21 protein-coding genes are annotated in these 23,609 nt (G+C 63.8%); 11 read left to right on the top strand and 10 right to left on the bottom strand.

What is annotated here, in order from left to right; genetic code table 11:
• Positions 1-11 precede the first annotated feature (11 nt).
• Positions 12-737 (top strand): ligase-associated DNA damage response endonuclease PdeM, encoded by a 726-nt coding sequence (gene pdeM, locus MKI86_RS09145; protein ID WP_370879928.1) that lies wholly within the window; start codon positions 12-14, stop codon positions 735-737.
• Between the two features lie 12 nt (positions 738-749).
• Here pdeM and MKI86_RS09140 read toward each other — a convergent pair whose 3' ends face one another.
• Entirely contained in the window at positions 750-1,973 is a 1,224-nt protein-coding gene (locus tag MKI86_RS09140) for a PQQ-dependent sugar dehydrogenase (protein WP_241600160.1), read from the bottom strand.
• 229 nt (positions 1,974-2,202) lie between these two features.
• Here MKI86_RS09140 and MKI86_RS09135 point away from each other — a divergent pair, with 229 nt between their 5' ends.
• Positions 2,203-2,643, top strand: coding sequence for a universal stress protein (locus tag MKI86_RS09135; RefSeq protein WP_241600158.1), 441 nt, complete (start codon positions 2,203-2,205; stop codon positions 2,641-2,643).
• Positions 2,644-2,647: 4 nt separating this feature from the next.
• Here MKI86_RS09135 and MKI86_RS09130 read toward each other — a convergent pair whose 3' ends face one another.
• The 3 genes from MKI86_RS09130 to MKI86_RS09120 all read right to left on the bottom strand — a co-directional run bounded on the left by MKI86_RS09130 (position 2,648) and on the right by MKI86_RS09120 (position 8,620).
• Entirely contained in the window at positions 2,648-3,439 is a 792-nt protein-coding gene (locus MKI86_RS09130) for a TIGR02186 family protein (RefSeq protein WP_241600157.1), read from the bottom strand.
• On the bottom strand, positions 3,436-4,362 hold the full coding sequence (locus tag MKI86_RS09125) for a sulfite exporter TauE/SafE family protein (RefSeq protein WP_241600154.1): 927 nt from the start codon (positions 4,360-4,362) through the stop codon (positions 3,436-3,438). The genes MKI86_RS09130 and MKI86_RS09125 overlap by 4 nt, the downstream gene beginning before the upstream one ends.
• Positions 4,363-4,807: 445 nt before the next feature.
• Positions 4,808-8,620 (bottom strand): peptidoglycan-binding protein, encoded by a 3,813-nt coding sequence (locus MKI86_RS09120; protein WP_241600151.1) that lies wholly within the window; start codon positions 8,618-8,620, stop codon positions 4,808-4,810.
• A 471-nt stretch (positions 8,621-9,091) separates the two neighbouring features.
• Between MKI86_RS09120 and MKI86_RS09115 the strand changes: the two genes are divergently transcribed.
• From MKI86_RS09115 to MKI86_RS09085, 7 genes are all read left to right on the top strand, one after another.
• Positions 9,092-10,888: an acyl-CoA dehydrogenase C-terminal domain-containing protein gene (locus MKI86_RS09115; protein ID WP_241600149.1), complete on the top strand. Its 1,797-nt coding sequence runs from the start codon at positions 9,092-9,094 to the stop codon at positions 10,886-10,888.
• A 169-nt stretch (positions 10,889-11,057) separates the two neighbouring features.
• Entirely contained in the window at positions 11,058-12,266 is a 1,209-nt protein-coding gene (locus tag MKI86_RS09110) for an acetyl-CoA C-acetyltransferase (RefSeq protein ID WP_241600147.1), read from the top strand.
• A gap of 137 nt (positions 12,267-12,403) precedes the next feature.
• On the top strand, positions 12,404-14,614 hold the full coding sequence (locus MKI86_RS09105) for an FAD-dependent oxidoreductase (RefSeq protein WP_241600145.1): 2,211 nt from the start codon (positions 12,404-12,406) through the stop codon (positions 14,612-14,614).
• A 336-nt stretch (positions 14,615-14,950) separates the two neighbouring features.
• A complete protein-coding gene (locus MKI86_RS09100; protein ID WP_134650825.1) occupies positions 14,951-15,160 on the top strand; it encodes a cold-shock protein in 210 nt (69 codons plus the stop codon).
• 129 nt (positions 15,161-15,289) lie between these two features.
• On the top strand, positions 15,290-15,580 hold the full coding sequence (locus MKI86_RS09095; RefSeq protein WP_241600143.1) for a cold-shock protein: 291 nt from the start codon (positions 15,290-15,292) through the stop codon (positions 15,578-15,580).
• Between the two features lie 65 nt (positions 15,581-15,645).
• On the top strand, positions 15,646-15,885 hold the full coding sequence (gene rpsU / locus MKI86_RS09090; RefSeq protein WP_241600141.1) for a 30S ribosomal protein S21: 240 nt from the start codon (positions 15,646-15,648) through the stop codon (positions 15,883-15,885).
• Between the two features lie 69 nt (positions 15,886-15,954).
• Positions 15,955-16,179, top strand: a complete 225-nt coding sequence (locus MKI86_RS09085) for a hypothetical protein (RefSeq protein WP_241600139.1) — start codon at positions 15,955-15,957, stop codon at positions 16,177-16,179.
• A gap of 7 nt (positions 16,180-16,186) precedes the next feature.
• On the opposite strand, the gene MKI86_RS09080 is transcribed toward MKI86_RS09085, so the two are convergent.
• The 5 genes from MKI86_RS09080 to MKI86_RS09060 all read right to left on the bottom strand — a co-directional run bounded on the left by MKI86_RS09080 (position 16,187) and on the right by MKI86_RS09060 (position 20,846).
• Positions 16,187-16,612, bottom strand: a complete 426-nt coding sequence (locus MKI86_RS09080) for a sulfocyanin-like copper-binding protein (RefSeq protein WP_241600137.1) — start codon at positions 16,610-16,612, stop codon at positions 16,187-16,189.
• A 71-nt stretch (positions 16,613-16,683) separates the two neighbouring features.
• On the bottom strand, positions 16,684-17,112 hold the full coding sequence (locus MKI86_RS09075; protein WP_241600135.1) for a VOC family protein: 429 nt from the start codon (positions 17,110-17,112) through the stop codon (positions 16,684-16,686).
• A gap of 744 nt (positions 17,113-17,856) precedes the next feature.
• Positions 17,857-18,906, bottom strand: coding sequence for a sensor histidine kinase (locus MKI86_RS09070; protein WP_241600133.1), 1,050 nt, complete (start codon positions 18,904-18,906; stop codon positions 17,857-17,859).
• On the bottom strand, positions 18,907-19,353 hold the full coding sequence (locus MKI86_RS09065) for a response regulator (RefSeq protein WP_269470863.1): 447 nt from the start codon (positions 19,351-19,353) through the stop codon (positions 18,907-18,909). It abuts the gene before it with no gap.
• Entirely contained in the window at positions 19,350-20,846 is a 1,497-nt protein-coding gene (locus tag MKI86_RS09060) for a sensor histidine kinase (RefSeq protein WP_241600132.1), read from the bottom strand. The genes MKI86_RS09065 and MKI86_RS09060 overlap by 4 nt, the downstream gene beginning before the upstream one ends.
• Positions 20,847-21,101: 255 nt before the next feature.
• On the opposite strand from MKI86_RS09060, the gene MKI86_RS09055 reads away from it, so the two are divergent.
• Complete coding sequence (locus tag MKI86_RS09055) at positions 21,102-22,007, top strand: DMT family transporter (protein ID WP_241600130.1); 906 nt, start codon at positions 21,102-21,104, stop codon at positions 22,005-22,007.
• 94 nt (positions 22,008-22,101) lie between these two features.
• Complete coding sequence (locus tag MKI86_RS09050) at positions 22,102-22,764, top strand: S24 family peptidase (protein WP_241600129.1); 663 nt, start codon at positions 22,102-22,104, stop codon at positions 22,762-22,764.
• An 8-nt stretch (positions 22,765-22,772) separates the two neighbouring features.
• Here MKI86_RS09050 and MKI86_RS09045 read toward each other — a convergent pair whose 3' ends face one another.
• Positions 22,773-23,594: a transporter substrate-binding domain-containing protein gene (locus tag MKI86_RS09045; protein WP_241600127.1), complete on the bottom strand. Its 822-nt coding sequence runs from the start codon at positions 23,592-23,594 to the stop codon at positions 22,773-22,775.
• Positions 23,595-23,609 lie beyond the last annotated feature (15 nt).

Here is a 23,609-nt window from a genome sequence, read left to right as displayed (position 1 = left end):
GAAGACGAAGCGTGCAGCGACTGGCATTGGCATCGACGGAGATACAGGATTTCGGCGCGGTTTCCGCGCGCACCGTCATTGCCGGGGTCGAGGCGGTCTGCGATCCGCTCGGCGCGCTCTACCTGCCCGAAACCCGTCTGCTCGTCGTTTCCGACCTGCATCTGGAAAAAGGTGCGGCCTTTGCCCGTCGCGGCATGATGCTGCCGCCCTATGACACGCTCGCCACGCTGAAGGTGCTGGAAGCCGTCATCAGACGGCACGACCCGGCCATCGTCGTCAGCCTCGGCGACAATTTCCATGACCGCGTCGGCTCCGCCCATCTGCCGGAAATCTTCCGCGGGAAGATCGTGGAACTGGCGCGTGGCCGCGAATGGATCTGGATCAACGGGAACCACGACCCCGACGGCACCGTGGGACTGCCGGGCCAGTCGGCAGACGAGCTGCATTATGCCGGGCTCACCTTCCGGCACGAGCCGTCGCTCATCGCGCCCGAAGGCGAGATCGCCGGTCACCTTCATCCTGCCGCCACCGTCATCCGTCGCGAAAAAGCGGTACGCCGCCCCTGCTTCGCAGCTGATGGCCGGCGCCTCCTGATGCCGGCCTTCGGGATCATGACGGGCGGGCTCGACCTGCGCCACCGGGCAATGACCGGTCTTTTCGACCGGGCAAGCCTGGTTGCGCACATGCTCGGCCGTGACCGCATCTATTCCGTGCGGTTTGCCAATCTGCGCGGATGAGGGCGTGGCGCCTTAGCTCTTCACCAGGCGCAGGATCGTCGATTCGCCGCTGCCGCGCGGCTCCGTCACGGCGAAGACCGAACCGTCGGGCGCGACCTTCACATCGCGGATGCGGGCATCGAGCGGAACGCGCTCTTCATGTGCCACCTTGTCGCCGTCCATGTGCAGCACCACGAGGCCCTGGCTGACGAGGCCGCCGATGAGGAAGGCGCCCTTCCATTCCGGGATCGCGTCGCCATCGTAATAGGCCATGCCGGAAGGGCCGATCACTGGATCCCAGTAATAGACCGGCTGCTCGGTGCCTTCGAGCGCGGTGATGCCCTCGCCCACCTTGCCGCCGCTGTATTCGATGCCGTAGGTCACCTTCGGCCAGCCGTAGTTCTTGCCGGCCTCCGGGCGGTTCAGCTCGTCGCCGCCCTTCGGCCCGTGCTCGACCGTCCAGAGACGGCCTTGCCCGTCGAGTGTCGCCGATTGCAGGTTGCGGTGACCGTAGCTCCAGATTTCCGGTAACGCGCCGTCCTGCGTGGCGAAGGGATTATCGGCATGCGCCTTGCCCTCCGCATCGAGGCGGAAGACCTTGCCGAAGCCGCTGCCGAGATCCTGCGCACCAACGCGTGTCTCTGCGTCGGATCGTTCGCCGACAGTGACATAGAGCTCTCCCTGCGACCCGAAGACCAGCCGCGAGCCGAAGTGCTTGTCGCCGTCATAGGTCGGCATCTGTTGGAAGATGACCTTCACGTCCTGCAGCGAAAACTTTCCATCCTGCTCGGCCAGGGTCGCCGACGCCACCGACGTGCCGTTACCGCCCTCGCGCGGCTCCGAGAAGGAGAAGTATATACGGTTGGAGCTTTCGAAATCCGGGGCCAGCGCCACATCGAGCAGGCCGCCCTGTCCCTCGGACATCACATCAGGCACGCCTTCGATGGCCGGGCTCGCCTCACCGTTCTCTTGCGAGACGATGTGCATGGTGCCCTCCTTGGCCGTCACCAGCATGCGTCCATCCGGCAGGAATTCCATGGCCCAGAGGTGCGGCAGGCCCTTGGCCACCACATCGACGGCGATCTGGGGGACGCTGTCGGGCAGCGTGGCGCGCGTCTGGCCCTCGAAGGCCGGCTTCTGGTCGGGCGCATTCGCCTGGCCGGTTTCGGCGGTGCGTGCGGTCTGGGCGAAGGCCGGCGCCGCAAAAAGCGTGGCGGCGAGCATGGTTCCGGCGAGGAAGAAGCTGGTCTTGCGCATGGTGGTTCCCTTGTTGATCGTACGGTGATGGTCGCATGGACGCGCGCCATCCTGACGTCGCAAGGGTGCAACAGCGTGATTTGTTTCAACACATCGCTTCAAGAAATGTTTATCGCGCATCCTGTCCGGTGAATTGCTCCTAGTCACGGCCCGACCACACGCCCGGTTGATTTCCATCAAGGCTTGGCCGACCATCGGCTCTAATCTGGGCCATAAAGGGAGATTCAGGATGTACAGGCATATTCTCGTTCCCACCGACGGGTCGGACCTGTCGCTCGCCGCCGTCGACCAGGCGCTGGCGCTCGCCAAGGTGCTGGGGTCGCAGGTCACGGCGCTAACCGTTGCCGAGCCGTTGCATTTCCTGCCGGTGACACCAGCCGCGACGGCGACGCTGCGGGTGGACTACGAAGTTCATGTGAAGGAGGACGGCGCGCGCATCCTCGGCGCCGTCACGGAAAAGGCGAATGCCGCCGGCGTCGCGATCGAAACGCTGCAGATAACGGCGGGCGATGCCTGGCGCGGGATCATCGACACGGCCGAGCAGAAGGGGTGCGACCTTATCGTTATGGCCTCGCATGGGCGGCGTGGCGTCAGCGCCTTCCTGATGGGCAGCGTCACCACCAAGGTGCTCAGCCATTCGAAGGTGCCGGTGCTCGTCTACCGCGCCTGAGCAATCAGTCCTTGCGGAAGACGACGCTCGCCAGCCAGCCTGTCAGCGCGGCGAGGAACACCGAGAACGCACCATAGGCCAGCGAATGGTCGTAAGCCGCCGTCGAGATCATCTGCTCGATACCGGTTTTCATGACGCGCAGCGGCAGCGCCTTTTCGGAGATGAAGACGCCGTCGCGGAAAAGATGCGCGCGCACGATATGGGTGCCGTTGGGCACGTTTGCCGGCAGCTTTACCGTGGCCTTGAACAGGCTGGCGCTGATGAACTGCACGCCGCCCGGATCGCGCTGGTAGAAGCCGCCGCTCTCTTTCAGGCGGCGGAACGCGTCCCGGAACTCCGTGAGGTTGCTGCCGTCGCCGACGAAGCCGACCGGCGTAAGACGAATGTGCTGGATACCGACGCCCACGCCGTTCAGCACCGCCGGATCGGCGATCGTCTCGACATCGCGCGTGCTCGACAGCGAATAGGATTCCGGCACCAGTTCGAAGGTCATCGAGCGGCGGTTGACCCAGATGCCGAAGACGCGCTCCTTGATGCGAACCGTGTTGTTGTCCTTCGGCCCCTCCAGCGCCACGACGATGTCGTATTTGCGCTGGGCGAGCAAAGCGGGATCGTATCCTTCGATCGCGCCGAAGATCGTCAGGTCCGCGCCGCGGAAATCCGAGGAAATGGCGATCTCGTCGGTGGAGATGCCGATTTCCAGCTTTTCAGGCGCTTCGGCCGGCCCATCCTCCTGCGCGGTGGCAGGAGACACGAGGCTGAACACCAGCAGGAGGAGCGAAGCAAGGGCTCTCATCGGTAGACCCCCTCGCTGATGACCGAATAGACATCGTCTGGCGTGACCACCAGGTCGACGGCCAGGCGGGCGCCGACGGCCAGAACCAGCAGGGCGAGCAGCGCGCGCAGCTGTTCGCCGCGCAGCTTCTGGCCGACCCGCACGCCATATTGCGCACCGATCACGCCTGCCACCATCAGGATGAAGGCGAGCACGATATCGACGGAATAGTTCGTCGTGGCCTGCACCACCGTCGTGTAGGCGGTCACGAAGATGATCTGGAACAGCGACGTCCCGACGACGACATTGGTGGGGATGCGCAGCAGATAGATCATCGCCGGCACCATGATGAAGCCGCCGCCGACACCCATGACAGACGTGAGGATGCCGATGCAGAAGCCCAGTCCGATGACGGGGATGACGCTGAGATAGATCTTGGACTTCTTGAAGCGCATCTTCAGCGGCAGACGATGCACCCAGTTGTGCTGGCCGGGCCGGCGCAGCGAAACAGGCTGGTTCGTGGCAGAGCGGCGCATGGCGCGGATGCTTTCGAGCAGCATCAGCGTGCCGACCGTTCCGAGCAGCACGACATAGAGCAGCGAGATGACGAGATCGAGCTGACCAACTCTGCGCAGGAGCGCGAATATCCATATGCCGACGGTGGCTCCGGCCAGACCGCCGAAAAGCAGCACCGTGCCGAGCTTCACATCCAGCGTGCCGCGCCGGAAATGCGAGAGCGCGCCCGACATGGAGGAGGCGACGACCTGGTTTGCGCCTGTAGCGACCGCCACGATCGGGGGGATGTTGTAAAAGATCAGCAGTGGCGTGATGAGGAAGCCGCCGCCGACGCCGAACATGCCGGACAGGAAACCGACGGCCGCACCCATGCCCAAAATGATGAAGATGTTCACCGAGAGCTCTGCAATGGGCAGGTAGACAGTCACAACGTAACCCCGATCGGCAGTTTTGCCCTTGCGGGCTTACCTTGGCAGTCGCTTTCACCCAATGCCTGCCGCCGCAGCGCCTCTTCGGCAGGCTGCGAATGCAGGAAGGCGCCCCGCCGCTGGAGGGGATGCCCCGTCACGGCTGGTCACGCCTTGCATCACGCAAGAATTCGTCACACGGCGGCTGCCTTCCGGCCCACCATGGCCGCCGTCACGATGATAACGTTTGAGGAACGGATATCATCCTGAAGCGGCTTTAGATTTGCACCGCATAATTCCGTAAATCAGGGCCGATTTATGGATGGAATCATGCCGTGCATTCAAAATGCCACAGCCTTCTTTACACGGCGTGAACGACGCGCTGCTTTGGCTTTGTAATGCCTGCGGGTTGGGAGGGTGTCAATCGAATAGGGCCCCTGTTGGGGGCCCCCGGGAAGAAAGCCGGTCAGCCCGGCTGCTTGTTGCGCTTCAGAAGCTCGGTCACGAGCGCATCGTCGATCTCGCCCGTCTGCTTCTGGCCGACGGATTTCTGGAACGCCTTGATGGCTGCCACCGTCTTGTTGCCCATCTCTCCGTCCGGCGTGCCGGCATTGAAGCCGTTGTTGTTGAGAATGGCCTGGATGTTTCGGATGGCCTTCTTCATGTCGACGCTGGCGGTCTTGACCGCCGCACCGGCCCATTCGTCGGGCAGTTCGGCGGAGTTGGCCTTTTCATCGAGCGGCTGCGGCTTCCACAGCTCGACCTTCGCCTTCGCGCTGGTCAGCTGTTCGGGGCGCATGGCGTTGGCCACTTCGTCGCGCTTGCCGGCCGCGTCGCGGTCGCCGTCGCGAGCGGCGATGGCAAACCACTTGTAGGATTCTTCCAGATCCTGCTTCACGCCGTTGCCGCGCGCATAGAGGATGGCGAGGTTGAACTGGCTGTCGCGCACGCCGAGTTCGGAGGCCTTCTGGAACCACTTCGCCGCGCCGTCGAAATCCGGTGCCGCGTTGCCGATGCCGGTGGCGAGCAGGACGGCGAGATTATGCATGGCGCTCGCATTGCCCTTGTTGGCCGCGACCTCGTAGAGTTTGCGGGCATGCTCCAGGTCGCGCTCGACGCCCTGGCCCTTTTCGTAGAGATTGGCGAGGCGATATTCTGCCGGTGCGAAGCCGCGGGCGGCGGCAAGCTCGTACCAGCGGGCGGCTTCCTTGAGATCGACCGCAACGCCGCGCCCATCCGTGTAGCGCGCGCCGATTTCGAACAGGGCAAGCGGATCGCCGTCCTTGGCCGCATTGGCAAGCGATGCCGGCGTGATCGCCTCGGGAACGACGATCGCCGCCGTCTGTGTCTGATCGACCGGCGCAGCCTCTTGCGTCGTGTCCTGGCCGACAAGCGGGGCGGCCTCCGGCGTCGTCACCGGCTCGAAGCCGGCGGTGTCGGCATCTTCGGTGACCGCCGGCGTGGTCAGCATGTCCGCACCCCGCGTGGAGGCCGACGTCGGCGTCGTACCATCAGCAGTGTTCATGCCGGCAATGTCGCGCTCGGCTGGTGCCGGATCGGTCACGGCCTTCTCACCGGCAACCGGCGCAACGCCGGCATTCGCCGTTGCCGCTTCGCCCGTCTGCGTGGCGGTCTCACCGGTCATCGCCGTCTGCTCGACGACGACGGGCGCGCTGTCGCCACGCACCAGCGTGTTGACCAGCGGATAGGACATGATGGCAAGCAGCGCTGCGCCGACGGCCAGCAGGATCGGCCGGCGGTGACGGCCAAAAGCAGATCCCGATGCGGGCTTCGCGTCCTTGGCAGGCTTTTCGCCCTTCTTCGCGGGGGCGACGCGCGACATCGCATCGCTTTCCTCGGCGGCAAGACGCGCAGCGCGACGGGCGGCGGCGATGTAATCGGCCTTGTCCGTCTCGTTTGCGGCGCTCGTGCGGCCGCCGGAAGCCTGGCCTGCGCGCACGCGCTCGAGAATGCGGCGCACGTCGGGCGTGCCCGAGCCGGGCTCGAGAAGTTCGTTGGCCACTTCCGGCGCCAGTTCATCGGTGGGATCGAGAGAAGGCGTCGGCTCGATATGCTGGCGCTCGACCGGCCGTGCGGCAGGCTCCTTGCGGCCGGGCGACAGGCGGCGCTTCAGGCCGGCCAGCAGGCCCTTCGGCTGCTCGTCCTTGACGAGGTCTTCCGAGAGATCGGCGGCGGCGGCAGAAGCCAGTGCGTCGTCCTGCTCTTCCCGCTGCGGTGCAGGGATGTGCTCGACCGCGATGTCCGGGAAGCGGCTTTCCTCATGGTCGTCGACAGTGGCGTTGCGGTGCTGCTGCGTGCCGAAACCGTCGTCGTCGAACGGATAGTCGTGAGCGCCGACGCTTTCGGCGTAGGCGGTCTCCATCGCCGGCATTTCGGCGCGCGGCATGACGGCGGCTTCGCGACGGCCGAAGCTTTCGCGCGGGGCGTCGAAATCCTCGAGGCGGCCGGCAATCTGCACCAGCGTCTCATGAAGCGCGTCGAAGGTGCGGGCCGTGCGGTCCTCGCTGGAGCGCGTCAGCTCCTCGAGCGCGCGCAGGTCCGAGGCGAGGCCGGCGATCGCATCCATGTCGGTGTTTCCGGCAACGGCGGGGCCGGCGTGGCGATAGGCTTCCATCACCGCTTCAGCGGCCTGGCGGGCGGCCTCGACGATGTATTCGTCGTTGGTCGCCATATAGTCTTCGATGGTGGCGAGACGGTTTTCGACATCCGACGAGGTGCCGCCGAAGGCTTCCGGAGCGGAGGGCGTACCGATCAGCGTGGAAAGGTGGGCGATCTGGGCTTCCAGGCCGCGCAGTGCCTCCTGGTCACCCGCCGGTGCCGTGCGGGTCGCGTCCAGCCGGTCGGCGATCGCGGTGAGGCGGCCCTCGATCTCGGAGAAACGATCCTCCTGGAACGGGCTGCCGACAGGCGTATCGAGCCGGTCGATGCGGCGGGCAAGCGTGTCGAGACGCTCGGCGAGCTCGCCATTGACGCTGCCCTGGTCGAGCGCGTCGATCTTGCGGGAAATGTCGGAGAGGTAATAGGCAAGCTCGTCGCCGCCGACGAGCGGCGCAACCTGCTGGCTCTGCTCCATCATGCGCGACAGTTCTTCGATGCGCTCTTCGAGACGCAGCGCCGTGCGTTCGTTCGACATTTCCTCGATGCGGCTGGCGAGCGCCTCGAGGCGCAGGCCCAGACCCTGTTCCTGCGCGGGCGCCGGGCGCCGGGCGATCATATCGAGCTGCCCGGCGAGGTCGGCGATCCGGCCTTCTAGGCGTTGCATCATGCCGGTATCGGCGGACGGCCCTTGCTGCATGCGGCCGGCGGCGGCAATGGCGCGAGTGATCTCGTCGAGGCGTGCGTCCAGTCCTTCGAACTGCGAGGAGACGGCTGTCACGAAGCGGCCGCCATCGGGCTCCACACGCCGGCCGAGGCCGTCGATGGCGTCGGCGATCATCTCGATCTTGTCTTCCAGCGCGCGGATGGCGGGCGTGGCGCTCATCGCGCCGATCTGGTTCTTCAACTCGTCGAGACGGTAGGCCAGCGCAACGAGTTCGTCGTCACGTGCCTGGTCGAAGACCGATAGCTTCTGCTCGACGCCGTTCCAGCGGTCTTCCATGCGCCGCACGGAATCCTCGCGCGCCAGCCCGTCTAAAACAGAGCGTAGCTCGTCGAATTCGACGCGCAGCCCGTCCGTGTGGCCGGACTGGCGGCCGAGCTGGTTGATGCCGGTGGAAAGGCGCTGCAGTTCGGTTCGCAGGTCGTCGGTGTTGCCGCGTCCCTCAGCCAGCTGGCGGATGCCGCGGATTTCGGAGCGCAGCGTGTGCATCTCCCGCTCGAGGCCGTCAGCGATATCCTTCTTGAGGTCCTGGCGCAGCGAAACGAGCGCCTTGGCGATATCCTCCACGGAATTGTCTGCGCGCGCCGGGGCTGCGGCGGGATGGCTTCCATAAGCCGCCTGCGCCTGCTGGGCGGCGGCGTAGTGGTCGTTCGAGAGCGGGCGGCGCTCGATACGCTGGGCGGCGCGCTCGCGCGTGCCTTCGATGGCGCGCTGCCGCTGCATGATCTCGGAAACCGGATCGTCGCGTAGCGGCAGGTTGCGCTGCGGCTCGTAACGGGGCTGCTCGGCACGCGGCGCATAGCGCTCTTCGGCACGCCCGCGCGTATCGCGGCCGCCCATCAGCCCCTCGATGCGGGCTTCCAGCCCCTCGATGGTGCGATTGAGCGCGTCGAGCGAAGACCGTTCGCCATGACGTTGCGGGTTTCGCGATCCGTTCATCTTTCGCCTCGCTTTGGCGGCCAATGGCCTGCCGGGAGATACCCTTGACGGCGCGGCCCGCCCGGCTGCGCCCTTCCTGCGTTGTGCGGGAAACCGTATCGTCCCTGCTTCACCCGGATCCCCGATCCAGGCACCGCAGAGGAAAGCCGAATTGATTCCCGATCCCACGCCCTCAGACGCCACAATTCATGAAACGTGGTAAACAAGGGGTTAACCCACGCGGAATTTTTTTAACGATTTGCTCATAGACTCTCGTTCGGGAGGCCTGGCGACCTGTTGTGGCACCGCAACGCCCATCGTGAAGCCGACGCTGCCGGACACAACATCAGCCGCTCCCCTGCCCTCCGCTCCCAGCCGCGATGAGAATTTCGTCGCACCTTGCGTTTTGACGTTTACGCAAACGTCAAAATTTCATACTATCCTTCCCAAGGAGCGGACCGAGGTCCGCGGGATAGGTGAGGAACGCAAACGATGCCGATCTACAAGGCCCCCGTGAATGACACGCTTTTCATCCTGAACGACGTCCTGTCGCTGGAGCGCTACAACAACCTGCCCGGCTTTGCCGATGCGACGGGGGACATGGTGGAGGCGATTGCCGGCGAGGCCGCCAAGCTCGCCGAGGAAGTGTTGTTTCCGGTCAATCTTTCCGGTGATCAGGAAGGCTGCAAGCGCGCCGACGACGCCACGGTGACGACGCCAAAGGGCTTCAGGGAAGCCTACGATCTCTATCGTCAGGGCGGCTGGATCGGTCTTGCCGTGCCGGAAGAATTCGGCGGCCAGGGGCTTCCTTACGTGCTGCACACCGCCGTCGGCGAATATATGTCGTCCGCCAACATGGCGCTCACCATGTATCCGGGCCTCACACAGGGCGCGATCGCCGCGATCCTCGTGCACGGCTCCGACGAACAGAAGGCCGCCTACCTGCCTAAAATGGTCGAGGGCACCTGGACCGGCACCATGAACCTGACGGAGCCCCATTGCGGCACCGATCTCGGTCTGTTGCGCACCAAGGCCGTGCCGCAGGCCGACGGCTCCTACAAGATTTCCGGCCAGAAGATCTTCATCTCCGCCGGCGAGCACGACATGTCGGAGAATATCGTGCATCTCGTTCTCGCGCGCATCGAAGGCGCGCCCGAGGGTACCAAGGGCATTTCGCTGTTCATTGTGCCGAAGTTCATTCTCAAGGACGACGGCACGCCCGGTGACCGCAACGGCGTCACCTGCGGCGCGATCGAACACAAGATGGGCATCCACGGTAACGCCACCTGCGTCATGAACTACGACGAGGCGACCGGCTTCCTCATCGGTGCGGAGAACAAGGGCCTCAACGCCATGTTCGTCATGATGAACGAGGCCCGTCTCGGCGTCGGCCTCCAGGGCCTGTCGATTGCCGAAATCGCCTACCAGAATGCCGCCCAGTACGCCCGTGAACGTCTCCAGGGGCGCTCGCTCTCCGGCGCCAAGAACCCGGACGGCAAGGCCGATCCGCTGATCGTTCATCCCGACATCCGCCGCACCCTGATGACCATCAAGGCCTGGACGGAGGGCGGCCGCGCCTTCACGCTGTGGACCGCACTGAAATCCGACATCGCCCACCGTTCCGCCGATGAGGCCGAGCGCCAGGCCGCCGATGACATCCTTGGCCTGATGACGCCCATCCTCAAGGGCGTGCTTACCGACAAGGGTTTCGACCACGCCGTCATGGCTCAGCAGGTGTTCGGCGGTCACGGCTATATCGAAGAGCACGGCATGAGCCAGTATGTGCGCGATGCGCGCATCGCCATGATCTACGAGGGCGCCAACGGCATCCAGGCGCTCGACCTCGTCGGCCGCAAGCTCGGCATGAACGGCGGCCGCGCCGTCATGGCGCTGTTCAAGGAAATCGGCGATTTCTGCGAGGAAAACCGCAACGACGAGAAGCTTGCGCCGTTCACGAAGGGTCTCAAGAAGGGCTTGAACGACCTTCAGGCCTCCACCATGTGGTTCATGCAGAACGCCATGGCCAAGCCCGACAATGCCGGCGCCGGCTCGACCGATTACATGCACCTCTTCGGCCTCGTCGTCATCGGCTACATGTGGGCGAAGATCGCCAAGGCTGCGGAAGCGGGCCTGGCCGGCGGTGCCGGCGAGCGGGAGGACTTCCTCAAGAACAAGCTCGTCACGGCGACGTTCTTCATGGAGCGCCTGATGCCGGAGACCGCCCTGCGCAAGAACCGCATCGAGGCCGGCGCGGACACGGTGATGGAACTGGCTGCCGAGGCATTCTGATACTTATGTCCGCCCCTCTCCCCGCAAGCCGGACGAGGGGGTACAGTCGCAAGCCAAGCAGTCCCTTCGCCCCGCTTGCGGGGAGAAGGTGCCGGCAGGCGGATGAGGGGCATTCGCCACGGCTGGGCAAGGAATTCTAGGGCGCCCTTGCGCCATCAGGGAGAAGAGAATGACCGACGTCTTCATCTATGATCATGTGCGCACCCCGCGCGGGCGCGGCAAGAAGGACGGATCGCTGCACGAGGTGCCGTCCGTGCGCCTTGCCGCGAAGGTTCTGGAAGCGGTGCGCGACCGCAACGGGCTCGACACCGAAAAGGTCGACGACATCATCATGGGCTGCGTCGATCCTGTCATGGATGCCGGCGCCGTCATCCCGAAGGCCGCAGCCTTCGAGGCCGGCTACTCCACGAAGGCGCCGGGCATGCAGATCTCGCGCTTCTGCGCCTCGGGCCTCGATGCCGTGAATTTCGGCGCGGCGAAAATCGCGCAGGGTGCCGACGACCTCGTCGTCGCCGGCGGCGTGGAATCCATGTCGCGCGTCGGGCTCGGCATGTCGGGCGGCGCCTGGTTCATGGACCCCTCGGTCAATTTCCCGGCCTATTTCATGCCGCAGGGTGTGTCGGCCGACCTGATCGCCACCAAATACGGCTTCTCCCGCGACGATGTGGATGCCTATGCCGTCGAAAGCCAGAAGCGTGCCGCGCAGGCTTGGGAAAAGGGCTACTTCAACAATTCCGTCGTGCCGGTGAAGGACATCAACGGCCTCGTCATCCTCGACCGTGACGAGCACATGCGCCCGGGCACGGACATGCAGGCGCTCGCCTCGCTCAACCCCTCCTTCCAGATGCCCGGCGAGATGGGCGGCTTCGAAGCCGTCGCCATCCAGGCGCATCCGGAAATCGAGGGCATAAATTACGTGCACCATGCCGGCAATTCCTCCGGCATCGTCGACGGCGCCGCCGCGGTGCTGCTTGGCTCCAAGGAAGGCGGCGCGATCCTCGGCAAGAAGGCTCGCGGCCGCATCAAGGCCTTCGCCAATATCGGTTCCGATCCGGCGCTGATGCTGACGGGTCCGGTCGATGTCACGGAAAAGCTCCTCGCCCGCTCCGGCATGCAGCTTTCCGACATCGACCTTTTCGAACTCAACGAAGCCTTCGCCGCCGTCGTCCTGCGCTACATGCAGGCCTTCGACATCCCGCACGACAAAATCAACGTCAACGGCGGCGCCATCGCCTTGGGCCACCCGCTCGGCGCGACCGGCGCGATGATCCTCGGCACGGTGCTCGACGAACTGGAACGCCGCGACCTCAACACCGCCCTCGTGACACTGTGCATCGGCGCCGGCATGGGCACGGCGACGATCATCGAACGGGTCTGAGGACATGCGGACGACAGCCCCTCACCCCGCCTTCGCGACGCGCGGCGCACCCTCTCCCGCAAGCGGAGTGAGGGTGCCGGCAGGCGGATAAGGGGCAGCGTCCCGCCAGATAGATTTCAAGGGAGAGGAATCCCATCATGAGCGCATACAATAACTTCACCATCGAGACCGACGCCGACGGCATTGCGCTGGTCACCTGGGACATGCCCGACAAGTCGATGAATGTCTTCACCGTCGAGGTGATGGACGAGCTGGACAAGATCATCGATCAGGTCGTGGCAGACGCCGCCGTCAAAGGCGTGGTCATCACCTCCGGCAAATCCTCCTTCTCCGGCGGCGCGGATCTCTCCATGATCAAGGCGAGCTTCGACCTCCTGAAGGACGCGCAGGCCGCCGATCCCGCGACGGCCGTGAAGAAACTGTTCGACACAACGGGCCGCATGACCTGGCTCTTCCGCAAGCTGGAGACATCGGGCAAGCCCTGGGTCTCCGCCATCAACGGCACCTGCATGGGCGGCGCCTTCGAAATGTCGCTCGCCTGCCACGGCCGGGTCGCCTCCAATGCCAAGTCCGTCAAGATCGCCCTGCCCGAGGTGAAGGTCGGCATCTTCCCCGGCGCCGGCGGCACCCAGCGCGTGCCGCGGCTTGCCAATGCGCAGGACGCCCTTCAGATGATGACGACCGGCTCGTCGCTGACGGGCGCGCGCGCCAAGGCGATGAACCTCGTGCATCAAGTGGTCGAGCCCGACCAGCTCATCCCCGCCGCAAAGCAGATGATCAAGGATGGCCTCAAGCCCGTCCAGCCCTGGGACGAGAAAGGCTTCAAGGCGCCGGGCGGCGGCATCTGGACACCCGCTTCCGCCCAGCTCTGGCCGGCCGCGCCCGCTATTCTGCGCCGCGAGACCGCGGGCAATTATCCCGGCGCACTCGCCATTCTCAAATGCGTCTATGAAGGCCTTCAGGTGCCGTTCGAAACGGGTCTGAGGATCGAGCAGCGCTACTTCACGCATATCCTGCAGACGACCGAAGCCTTCTCGATGATCCGGTCGCTGTTCATCTCCATGCAGGAGCTCGGCAAGGGCGCGCGCCGGCCGGCCGGCATTCCCAAGGCGGAGTTCAAGAAAGTCGCCGTCGTCGGCGCCGGCTTCATGGGCGCCTCCATCGCCTATGTCACCGCCGCCGCCGGCATCCCGGTGGTCCTCATCGACCGCGATCAGGAGGCCGCCGACAAGGGCAAGACCCATTCCGAAGGCCTCGTCACCGGCGCCATCGGCAAGGGCCGCATGTCCAAGGAGGATGGCGAAAAGCTGCTGTCCCTCATCACGCCGACGCCGGACTACGCGGCGCTCGCCGATGCCGACCTCGTCATCGAGGCCGTCTTCGAAGACCGCACCGTCAAGAAGGAAGTGACCGAGAAGATCGAGGCCGTGCTGAAGGAGGACGCGATCTTCGCCTCCAACACCTCGACCCTGCCGATTACCGGCCTTGCCAAGAACTCCAGGCGCCCGAACCAGTTCATCGGCATCCACTTCTTCTCGCCGGTCGAGAACATGATGCTGGTGGAAGTCATCCTGGGCAAGGAAACGGGCGACAAGGCGCTCGCCACCGCACTCGATTACGTCGCCGCCATCAGGAAGACGCCGATCGTCGTCAATGATACGCGCGGCTTCTACGTCAACCGCTGCGTTTTCCGATACATGGCCGAGGCCTATGACATGCTGATCGAAGGCGTGCCGGCGGCGATGATCGAGAATGCCGCCAAGATGGCCGGCATGCCGGTTGGCCCGCTGTCGCTCAACGACGAGGTGGCCGTGGACCTCTCCTACAAGATCTTCAAGGCCTCCATCGCCGATCTCGGTGCGGAGTCCGTCGATCTGCGCCACATGGAACTGGTGACGACGCTGGTGGAAGGCGAAGGCCGCCTTGGCCGCAAGGCCGGCAAGGGCTTCTACGACTACCCGCCGAAGCCCGCGAAGAAGAAGCTCTGGCCGGGCCTGAAGGACCTCTATCCGCAGCAGAAGCCCGAGGATGTCGATATCCAGGTGCTCAAGCAGCGCCTGCTCGTCACCATCGCGCTGGAGGCCGCCCGCACCATGGAAGAGGGCATCGTCACCGATCCGCGCGAGGCCGATGTCGGCTCCATTCTCGGTTTCGGCTTCGCGCCCTATACCGGCGGCACGCTGTCCTACATAGACGGCATGGGCGTAAAGGCCTTCGTGGCGCTCTGCGAGAAGCTGGCCGCGACATATGGCTCTCATTTCCAGCCGACACCGCTGCTGAAGGACATGGCTGCCAAGGACGAGACCTTCTATGGCCGCTTCGCCCCGCAGGCGAAGAAGGCCGCCTGAGCGCGCCGCACGGACACGACCAAGAAGGGCGGCCCCTCGGCCGCCCTTTTTCTTTTGCGCGCCCTGTTTTCAGGCAAAAATAAAACTGCGATTGCAGCAAATTGAATTTTGAAAAACGGCGACAGATCACCGTATTTTCCGGCGTCTCGTCCGAATCTGTCGAGAAAAATTTTGCAAAACGATTGCATTATCGGGAATAAACTTTATATAGAACTCATCGATAACTGCTTGCGACCTTTGCCACCGAGCCCTGCTCTTCGTCAGATTTCCTTTCAAGATCGATCAATAACGGGAAAAACATCTCCCGGCTACACTAGCGATGAAAAGGATATCGTTATGAATTCAGGTACCGTAAAGTGGTTCAACAGCACCAAGGGCTTCGGCTTCATTCAGCCTGACGATGGCTCGACCGACGTGTTCGTGCATATCTCGGCTGTCGAACGTGCGGGCATGGGCTCGCTCAACGAAGGCCAGAAGATCACGTACGACATCGTCCGTGACCGCAAGTCCGGCAAGAACTCTGCCGACGGCCTCCGCGCCGCATAAGAATTGTCGTTCCTCCTCGCTGACCACGGATGTACTGGCAGTGAAGAGTTCGAATGACGGGAAGAGGTCGGGGTAACGCCCGGCCTTTTTGTTTCGACAACCTTGCGGGCACCCGCAAAGGAGATTTTCATGAGCCGTAAAACCTACGCCATCGGAGACCATGTCCTGCTCAGGGCCGGCCTCTCCCGCGCGACCACGGGTGAACGGGCCTGCCGCATCGTCGGCGTCCTGCCGGCAGACCACGGCGAAGTTCAGTATCGCGTGCGTCTGGAAGGCGAGAATTTCGAACGCCGCATCGTGCAGAGCGATATCGAGACCGACGACAAGGCCGCCGGTGCGCCGCGCGCCACGGGCAAGCGCGAAGCGCCCCGTGCGGGCAGCCCGTGGCTGAAACCGCTGACCATCCGCCCCGCGCGGTAATCTGAACCGGATCGCCCGCGCGAATCCCACCAAAATGCGGCTGTCGCCGCGAGAAAGGACATAACTTGCAGGTTCTCGTCAGAGACAACAATGTCGACCAGGCACTACGTGTGCTGAAGAAGAAGATGCAGCGCGAAGGCCTTTTCCGTGAGATGAAGGCACGCAGCGCTTATGAAAAGCCTTCGGAAAAGCGCGTCCGCGAGAAAGCCGAGGCGGTCCGCCGCCAGCGCAAGCTTGCTCGCAAGAAGATGCAGCGCGAAGGCCTGCTGCCGGCTCCCAAGAAGGCCGTACGCCCGGGACGCTGACACACGTAAACCGGGTGACGACCGCGTCACCCGGCACACACCTCCAGAACGGTTCAGAAAGGTGATATCATGGACATGACCAAGGATATGCTTTCCACCCCGGTCAAACCTTCCTCGCAGGCCAAGGCGGCCGCGACGGACAGCGCCGCGCGCACCATCATCGCCAGCGAAGTGACCGCGCGCGAAAAGAAGACCGCACGCCTGCGCGCCCTGCGTCTCGAGCAGGAGGCCGTCCAGGAAAAAGCCGAGCCGGCAGCCAAGAAAAAGAAATCCCCGGCCGCCAAGAAGCGCTAAGCAGCGCCTATTTCGTCACGACGAGCTTGGCATGCATGCCGGCCTCGTAGTGGCCCTTGATATTGCAGAGCAGAAGATAAGTGCCGGGTTGCAGCTTTGCTTTCAGCATCCCATCGGCACCCGGCTTGAGGTCGGCGACCTCGCCCAGGCTCTTCAGCTTCTTTTCGTCCACGCGATGCTTTGCCGCGACGACAGGGATTTGCTGATCCGGCGACTTCAACTTCACCAGTACCATTTCATGCTCCTCGCTCACCGCGTCGTTGTGAACCTGAAACACGACGTCGCCGGCCTTGACCGTCGGCTGGTCGACCGACAACGTCATCGGTCCGCCGCCTTCCCCGCCTTCGACGACCTTGACGGTCGTTGCAGCAAAAGCGGGTGCTGCGAGGCACAGTGTGGCGAGAACGGCAAGCGTGGGGATGCGATACGTCATGGCGTCAACCTTTCTTGAAAGCCTGAGGCCCTGCTATGCAGGCTTGCTGACAGACAGCTGAACGGCCGTCGTCAGAACGTGATCATGACGGAAGGCGCACTGCGCGTGTGCGGGCCGTGGAAGACCGCCTCGATATTGTTGCCGTCGGGGTCGAGCAGGAAGGCCGCGAAATAGCCGGGATGGTAGGGACGCTTTCCCGGCGCGCCGTTGTCGGTGCCGCCAGCGGCCAGCCCCGCATGATGGAAAGCCGTCACCATCGCCTCGTCCGCCGCCTGAAACGCCAGATGATGCCGTCCGGTCAGGGCACCAGCGGCGGCCACGCTGTCGCTGCTCGAAACGAACAGTTCGTCGAACCAGAAATACGTATCCTCGGCACCGCCGAGCGGAATGTTCAGCGCACCAATCACCGCCTCGTAGAACCTCCGGCTGGCCGCGAGATCGCGCACGACGAGCTGGATATGATCGATCAGCCGGCCGCGATGCAGTTCATTCGTTTCCATCTGCTGTCCTCCGTTTCTTGGGCGCCATACTAGGCGGGCCGGCCGCATCGGCAACCTTCATTTCGCAGGTCCTCAGTCCTGCACTGTCGCCGCGCGCCGGAAAGCGGGGACGTTCCAGCCCTTCCGTTTTCACCAGAACATTGATTTTACGCGTTTCTCGGGGAATGGATGGCAATGTTTTTCCCCGCCCGATCAAGCAGTGCCTACAATCTGCCATCCCGCCCTCGGATACACCGCAAGGCGTTGCGGCGAGGCGGGGTCGGCGCTTGTGGTGCGGGAAGGACGTGAGCCTTCGCCATGAGGGCCTGCGGAAATTGGTCTCCCTCCGGCGACACGGGGGAAGCGACAGGATTTCGGGCCGGTCCTGTCGTTTCATGCCCCGAACGGCGCGTCGGGCGTGCCTGTGCGGCACACAAGGGGATCGGGACTGGTGGATGCGTCGGCATCGTCCGCCGGCATGGAGAAGGCCGGAAGCTTTCCTTCCGCCCGTGTCGTCAAGGCGTATGACGCGGGTGATAAAACGGCACTGCCCATGCCGGAAACCGGCGAAAGACATCGCCTTTCCGATCCTTGCAGAGAGACCGGAGTCGCGGGCAAAAACCGCCGAACGGGGCGCCGGAAGGTGTCACCTAAAATTCATTCAGTCGAGGCAGCTTCCGGCACCCCGTCCGAATGTTCTTTGAACCCACGGGTGCACCGCGCCGCGTGGCGCTTGACGCAGTTCGCAAGGAACCTGCCTTCTTGTCAGCGCGAGGGCTCGACGATACGCACCAGCAGTTCGGCGCGTGTCCCGATCTCCCGCGCCGCATAGTCGAGCCGGGCTCCGAGGCTGGTGGCCATGGCGCCGATGATCTTGGAGCCGAGGCCGGTGCCGCGCACAGGGCCATCGCCACGCCAGCCGATGCCGTCGTCTTCCACGAACAGCAGCGCGTTTTCGCCGTCGAGCTTGGTGAAGCCGACGCGCACTTCCCCGCCGATCTCGCCATAGGCATATTTGAAGGCATTGGTGACGAGTTCCGTCACGATTACACCGAGGGACACCGCACGATCGGTCGGCACATGCAGCGGCTCCAGCGTGCGGCTCAGCCGCACATCGCGTTCCTGGCCCTGCATGGAGGCTCCAAGCTCGGTCAGAAGGGTCGAGAGATAGGCGCCCATATCGACATTGCGCACGTCGTCGGACGTGTAGAGACGTCGGTGGATGCCGGCAATCGCGGTAATGCGCGCCTGCGTTTCGGAAAGCGCCTCCTTGACCGCGTCGTCCACGGCGCTCGACATCTGCAGGCGGATGAGCGCGGCCGCCAGCGCGAGCGAATTGCCGACGCGGTGGTTGACCTCCGCCAGCAGCACCTCTGCGCGCTCCTTGGCCGCACGGATCTCCCGCTCGGCTTCCAGCTTCAGGCGCTTGAGCTGGGCATTTTCGAGCGCCTGGCCGAGCGCGTTGGCAAGCAGCGGCATGAAATCATCGCCGACAGACTTGATGACATAGTCCGCAGCGCCGGCTTTCAGCGCCTCGACAGCCACCTGCGCGTCGTTGGATCCCGTCACATAGACGACCGGCACCGCAGTCGGGGCGCTGGCGAGTTCCTTGAGAAAGGAAAGTCCCGTGCCCGACGCCAGGAAATGATCGAGCACGACGGCATCGAAACCGCCCTCTGCGAACAGTTCGCGGCCCTGCTCCACATCCTCCGCGTGCACCACGATATAGCCGACACGACCAAGCGCGCGCTCGGCGAGGCGCGCCAGGATCGGATCATCGTCGATGTAGAGGAGGCGGACCGGACCTTCTCTCATTCACTGCGACTCGGGTATCTGGATCACGGAGAAGAACAGGCCGAGCTGACGGATCGCGTGTGCGAAGCTTTCATATTCGACCGGCTTGGTGATGTAGACGTTCGCGCCCAGATCATAGCAGCGCTGGATTTCCCGCTCATCGTCCGTCGTGGTGAGAATGACGACCGGCAGGCGCTTGGTGTGGGTGTTCGTCTTGATCTTCTGAAGGATATCGATGCCGGACATGTCGGGCAGGTTGAGATCGAGCAGGATGAGAAGGAACCGTCCCGCGCTGGCCATGCCCGAGCGATCCTTGCCGAGAATGAAATCGAGCGCGTCGGTGCCGCTGGTAAAGGGCACAACCTCGTTGTGCACGCCCGCACGGCGGATGTTCTTCTCGATGAGGCGCGCGTGGCCCTCATCGTCCTCGATCATCACGATGGTGACTTCCTTGCCCAATCCGTTCATGCCTGCATACTCCTGACAACTTTGCTGAGGTCGGGCGGCAGACGCAGAACGAACGTCGTCCCCTGCCCGATTTCGGATTTCACGACGATATCACCACCAAGATTTCGCATCAGTGAACGAACATGGGCCAGCCCGATGCCTTCGCCCGGCTTGTCCTGTGTGCCGGAGCGCCGGAAAAGCTCGAAGACCCGCTCATGATCCTCGGGCGCGATACCCCTGCCGTTATCCGCGAATTCGATGACGAATCCCGCCCTCCCAGCATTGCGCGCTGTGATTGAAATACGCAACGGCTTCTCGGTCAAGCGGTACTTGATGGCATTATCGAACAGGTTGCCAAATACCTGCTCCAGCGAAAGCCGGTCGGAGACCACCGTCGGCAGGTTGTCGGCAATGGTGATGACGCCATCGGCTTCGCTCACCTGATGATTGACCGCCGACGCGCCCGCCTCGACAAGATCCCTGAGATTGACGCGCTCGATCTTGAGCTCGCGGCGGCCATCGCGCGAAATCTTCAGAATGGCATTGATCAGCCCGTCCATTTTCTTGGTGGAGGAACGGATGAAGCCGATCGCCTCCGGCAGGTCTTCGCCCGCCGCACGGCGCGCCTCGAGAATATCGGCCTCGCTGGGCGTCTTGCCGTCGGCCAGCACGTAGCTCTGGATGGAGGCGAGCGACGCCTGCAACTCGCTGGTGAAGCCCATGATATTGACGAGCGGCGCACGCAGGTCGTGCGTGACGATATAGGCGAAGCGCTGGACCTCCTGGTTGGCGCGGATCAGCTCTTCGGTCCGCTCGTCCACGCGCTTTTCCAGCGTGGCGTTCAGCTGCTCCACCTCACGCCGCGCCGCGAGGTTGTCGCGGGTATATTGCACGATGATGATGATGGCGCCGCCCAGAACGGTGATGATGGCGATCGCGCCGATCACCGTCGTCCATTTCAGGGCACCCGCCGACCACAGCGTATCCACCACGCCCTTGCGCAGTTGCTCGTCCGCGTCGTCCATGATCGACCCGAGGCGATCACGGATTTCGTCCATCAGCACGCGGCCGCGGTCGGTCTTGACCTGTGCAATCGCCTCAGCCTGGCGCCCCTGCAGCATCAGTTCGACGGTGCCGGCCAGTTCGTCGAGCTTTTCGACCACGAGCTGCTCGACGCGCTGCGCATCGTCAGCATATTCGGGCAGACCGGCCAATTTGTCGGCAAAGGCCTGCTTCTGCTCCGCGACCCCGCGCAGCGCCTCGTCATAGGGTGCACGGAATGCCGCGTCGCCCGTGATGATGAACCCGCGCTGTCCGGTTTCCGCATCCTTGAGGATCGAAAGAAGATCGGCCGACGCACGGCGCGCCTCGCGCTGTTCGACGAAGCCCGTGAAGTAGGACTGCACCTTGCTGACAAGCCACAAGGATGTACCGACAATGCCAAGCAGCGCGAAAACGCCGGCGATGAACAGGATTATGGTCGAGCGCACGAATGCGGCGTTCGATATCGGCATTCCACCCCCCGGTTTCGCCGCTTCATTTGCGGTGGACATTATCGCTCTGCCGCCGGATTGAAAACAGCGGATCAGCGTAACGCGCGGATTCTTTTGAAAGACTGCGACAGCGTGTGTGACGCAGGAATATAGTGCTGACAGGGCAGACCACCATAGGCTCAGGAAAAATTTCCTGCCGGCCATACCGGGCATGAAATATCCGCTTCGCGCAGTTTCGGCGTGCAAGGGCCGCGCTGCGGGTATAAGCGCAATTACATGGACTCCAAACGACTCGGCTATGTTTTCACCCTGCTCGCAATCCTGATCTTCAGCCTTCAGGATGCCATTTCAAAACATCTCGGCGGCCTCTATTCGCCCATCTTCATCGCCATGCTGCGCTTCTGGGCGTTCGCGGGCTTCGCCTTGATCATGGCCGCGCGCAGCGCGGGCGGGGTGGGGGTCGCCATCCGGTCCAAACGTCCATTCCTCCAGATTCTGCGCGGCACGCTGCTCGCCCTCCAGATCGTCGTCGTCATCACGGCCTTCAACGTCGTCGGCCTTGCGCACACGCAGGCAATCCTGGCGTCCGGACCGATCTTCGTCGCGCTCCTGTCCATGCCGCTGCTTGGTGAGCGCGTGGGCTGGCGGCGCTGGACGTCGATCTCGGTGGGCCTCGTGGGCGTGCTGATCATCGTGAACCCCACGGACAGCGCGTTCAACTCCAGCGTCCTCATGCCGCTGGCGGCCGCGCTGATGTTTGCGCTCTATGCGATCACGACACGCCTTGCCAGCCGAGACGATTCCTCTCTGACGAGCTTTCTCTATACCGGCCTTGCCGGCGCCGCGGCGCTTTCGCTGATCGGCCCCTTCTTCTGGGTCGATCTTGCACCCGTCGACTGGCTCTGGATGGGGCTCTTGTGTGTGACCGGCATTTCCAGCCATTACTTCCTCATCCGCGCCTACGACCTGCTCAATGCTGCCGCCGTGCAGCCCCTCACCTATCTCCAGGTGGTCATGGCGGCGATCATCGGCGTCTCCGTCTTCGGCGAAACCTTGAATGTGAACATGGTCCTGGGCTCCGCCATCGTGGTGAGCGCCGGCATTTTCACCGTCTGGCGCGAGAGCGTCGTAGCCAGGCGCACCGCAGCGGAAAATCGCGCCAGACACGAAAAAGGAATATAATCCTTTTTTCTTTACTCGAAAAACGTCCTTCGCTATAGTCCGCCTCATCGGACAGGCTTTGGCTGGTCCAACGCCTTGGCAGGGTTTTCGCAGTATGTTTTCCCATGACCGGATATGGGCGGCGATCGACGCCCTCGCCGAGCGCAACCGTCTTTCCCCGTCCGGGCTTGCCCGCCGCGCCGGGCTCGATCCGACGTCCTTCAACAAGTCGAAGCGGCAGGGGACCGACGGTCGCCAGCGCTGGCCCTCGACGGAATCCATCGCCAAGGTGCTGGACGCGACATCCGCGACCATCGATGAGTTCTTCGCGCTGGGCGATACGGGCCGCGACAGCGGCCTGCCGCAGGGCGCCTTTCCGCCGCAAACCGGCACGATACCGCTGCTCGGCTTCGCACAGGCCGGCGCCGGCGGCTTTTTCGACGATGGCGGCTTTCCCGCCGGCCAGGGCTGGGATGTGGTGGAATTCCCTGCCTCTCCAGACCGAAAGCCCGGCGTCTATGCGCTCGAGGTACAGGGCGACAGCATGCTGCCCCTCTACCGCGACGGCGATATCCTGATCGTCGAGCCGGGTGCGCAGGTGCGCCGGGGCGACCGGGTGGTCGTCAAGACACGGGAGGGCGAGGTCATGGCCAAGATGCTCCACCGCCAGAGCCCGCGCGCCATCGAACTCCTGTCGCTCAACCCCGAACATCCGAACCGCAGTTTCGACATGGAAGAGGTCGACTGGATCGCCCGCATCATCTGGGCGAGCCAGTAGCCGCCGCCTCACCCTCCGTAGAGGTTGATGGGAAAATAGCGCAGGTAGATTTCCTGCAGGCGGCCGCTGCGCGACAGAGCCAGCAGAGCGTGATCCATGGCCCCGGCCAAGGCTTCGTCCTCCTTGCGGACCATGATCGTCAGTCCCTCGCCAAGGAACGTCTCGGAAAGATAGGGGCCATCGAACAGCCGGCAGCAACCGGCCGATTCCGAACCGCTCGTCCAGAACGCGAGCTGCATGCCGTCACCAAAGACCGCATCGACCTTACCGTCCTTCAATGCCGCAAGCAGGGCCGCGCGATCGGGGAAGGCCTGCGCCGTCACGCGGGGAAAGAAGGCCTTCAGCATGGCCTCATGGGTGCTTGCCGCAACGACCCCCACGGCCTTGCCGTCGAGCGCCGCCGCCGTTTCCCCTGATGGCAACCGCGCCTTTGCGACAGCAAAACGGGCTGGAAGGCGCATGAACGGACGCGAGAAGGCAAAGCGCTTGCGCAGGTCCGCCGTCACCGCGACGCCAGCCACGATTGCCTCGCCGTTGCCGTCGCGCAGCGCCGTTTCAAGTTCCGGGAAAGTCACAGCCTGGATCTGGCATTTATCGGTAAGCTGCAATTCGCGGCAGATCTCGCGCACGAGATCGACATGAAAGCCGGCGAGCTTGCCCGTCTGGTCGATGAAGTTGAACGGCGGAAAATCCACCGTCGTCAGGAACCGCAACCGCATGATACCCGAGAGATCCGGACGGGCGATGCGCTCGCGCGTGTCGAACAGGATCGGCAGATCGACCGCGCTGCGTTCCTGCGCAATGGCTGGCAACGGCACAGCTGCCATCATCGACAGGCAAAGCGC

It is taken from the genome of Shinella sedimenti (genome assembly GCF_022601905.1).
GTDB lineage: Bacteria > Pseudomonadota > Alphaproteobacteria > Rhizobiales > Rhizobiaceae > Shinella > Shinella sedimenti.
This window is presented reverse-complemented; position numbering and strand designations above follow the sequence as displayed.

What these genes read in the sequence shown, in the direction of transcription:
- MKI86_RS09140 (WP_241600160.1), bottom strand. Translation starts at nt 1,973, where the DNA reads ATGCGCAAGACCAGCTTCTTCCTCGCCGGAACCATGCTCGCCGCCACG.
- MKI86_RS09135 (WP_241600158.1), top strand. Translation starts at nt 2,203, where the DNA reads ATGTACAGGCATATTCTCGTTCCCACCGACGGGTCGGACCTGTCGCTC.
- MKI86_RS09130 (WP_241600157.1), bottom strand. Translation starts at nt 3,439, where the DNA reads ATGAGAGCCCTTGCTTCGCTCCTCCTGCTGGTGTTCAGCCTCGTGTCT.
- MKI86_RS09120 (WP_241600151.1), bottom strand. Translation starts at nt 8,620, where the DNA reads ATGAACGGATCGCGAAACCCGCAACGTCATGGCGAACGGTCTTCGCTC.
- MKI86_RS09115 (WP_241600149.1), top strand. Translation starts at nt 9,092, where the DNA reads ATGCCGATCTACAAGGCCCCCGTGAATGACACGCTTTTCATCCTGAAC.
- MKI86_RS09110 (WP_241600147.1), top strand. Translation starts at nt 11,058, where the DNA reads ATGACCGACGTCTTCATCTATGATCATGTGCGCACCCCGCGCGGGCGC.
- MKI86_RS09105 (WP_241600145.1), top strand. Translation starts at nt 12,404, where the DNA reads ATGAGCGCATACAATAACTTCACCATCGAGACCGACGCCGACGGCATT.
- MKI86_RS09100 (WP_134650825.1), top strand. Translation starts at nt 14,951, where the DNA reads ATGAATTCAGGTACCGTAAAGTGGTTCAACAGCACCAAGGGCTTCGGC.
- MKI86_RS09095 (WP_241600143.1), top strand. Translation starts at nt 15,290, where the DNA reads ATGAGCCGTAAAACCTACGCCATCGGAGACCATGTCCTGCTCAGGGCC.
- MKI86_RS09085 (WP_241600139.1), top strand. Translation starts at nt 15,955, where the DNA reads ATGGACATGACCAAGGATATGCTTTCCACCCCGGTCAAACCTTCCTCG.
- MKI86_RS09080 (WP_241600137.1), bottom strand. Translation starts at nt 16,612, where the DNA reads ATGACGTATCGCATCCCCACGCTTGCCGTTCTCGCCACACTGTGCCTC.
- MKI86_RS09075 (WP_241600135.1), bottom strand. Translation starts at nt 17,112, where the DNA reads ATGGAAACGAATGAACTGCATCGCGGCCGGCTGATCGATCATATCCAG.
- MKI86_RS09070 (WP_241600133.1), bottom strand. Translation starts at nt 18,906, where the DNA reads ATGAGAGAAGGTCCGGTCCGCCTCCTCTACATCGACGATGATCCGATC.
- MKI86_RS09065 (WP_269470863.1), bottom strand. Translation starts at nt 19,353, where the DNA reads ATGAACGGATTGGGCAAGGAAGTCACCATCGTGATGATCGAGGACGAT.
- MKI86_RS09060 (WP_241600132.1), bottom strand. Translation starts at nt 20,846, where the DNA reads ATGCCGATATCGAACGCCGCATTCGTGCGCTCGACCATAATCCTGTTC.
- MKI86_RS09055 (WP_241600130.1), top strand. Translation starts at nt 21,102, where the DNA reads ATGGACTCCAAACGACTCGGCTATGTTTTCACCCTGCTCGCAATCCTG.
- MKI86_RS09050 (WP_241600129.1), top strand. Translation starts at nt 22,102, where the DNA reads ATGTTTTCCCATGACCGGATATGGGCGGCGATCGACGCCCTCGCCGAG.
- MKI86_RS09045 (WP_241600127.1), bottom strand. Translation starts at nt 23,594, where the DNA reads ATGATGGCAGCTGTGCCGTTGCCAGCCATTGCGCAGGAACGCAGCGCG.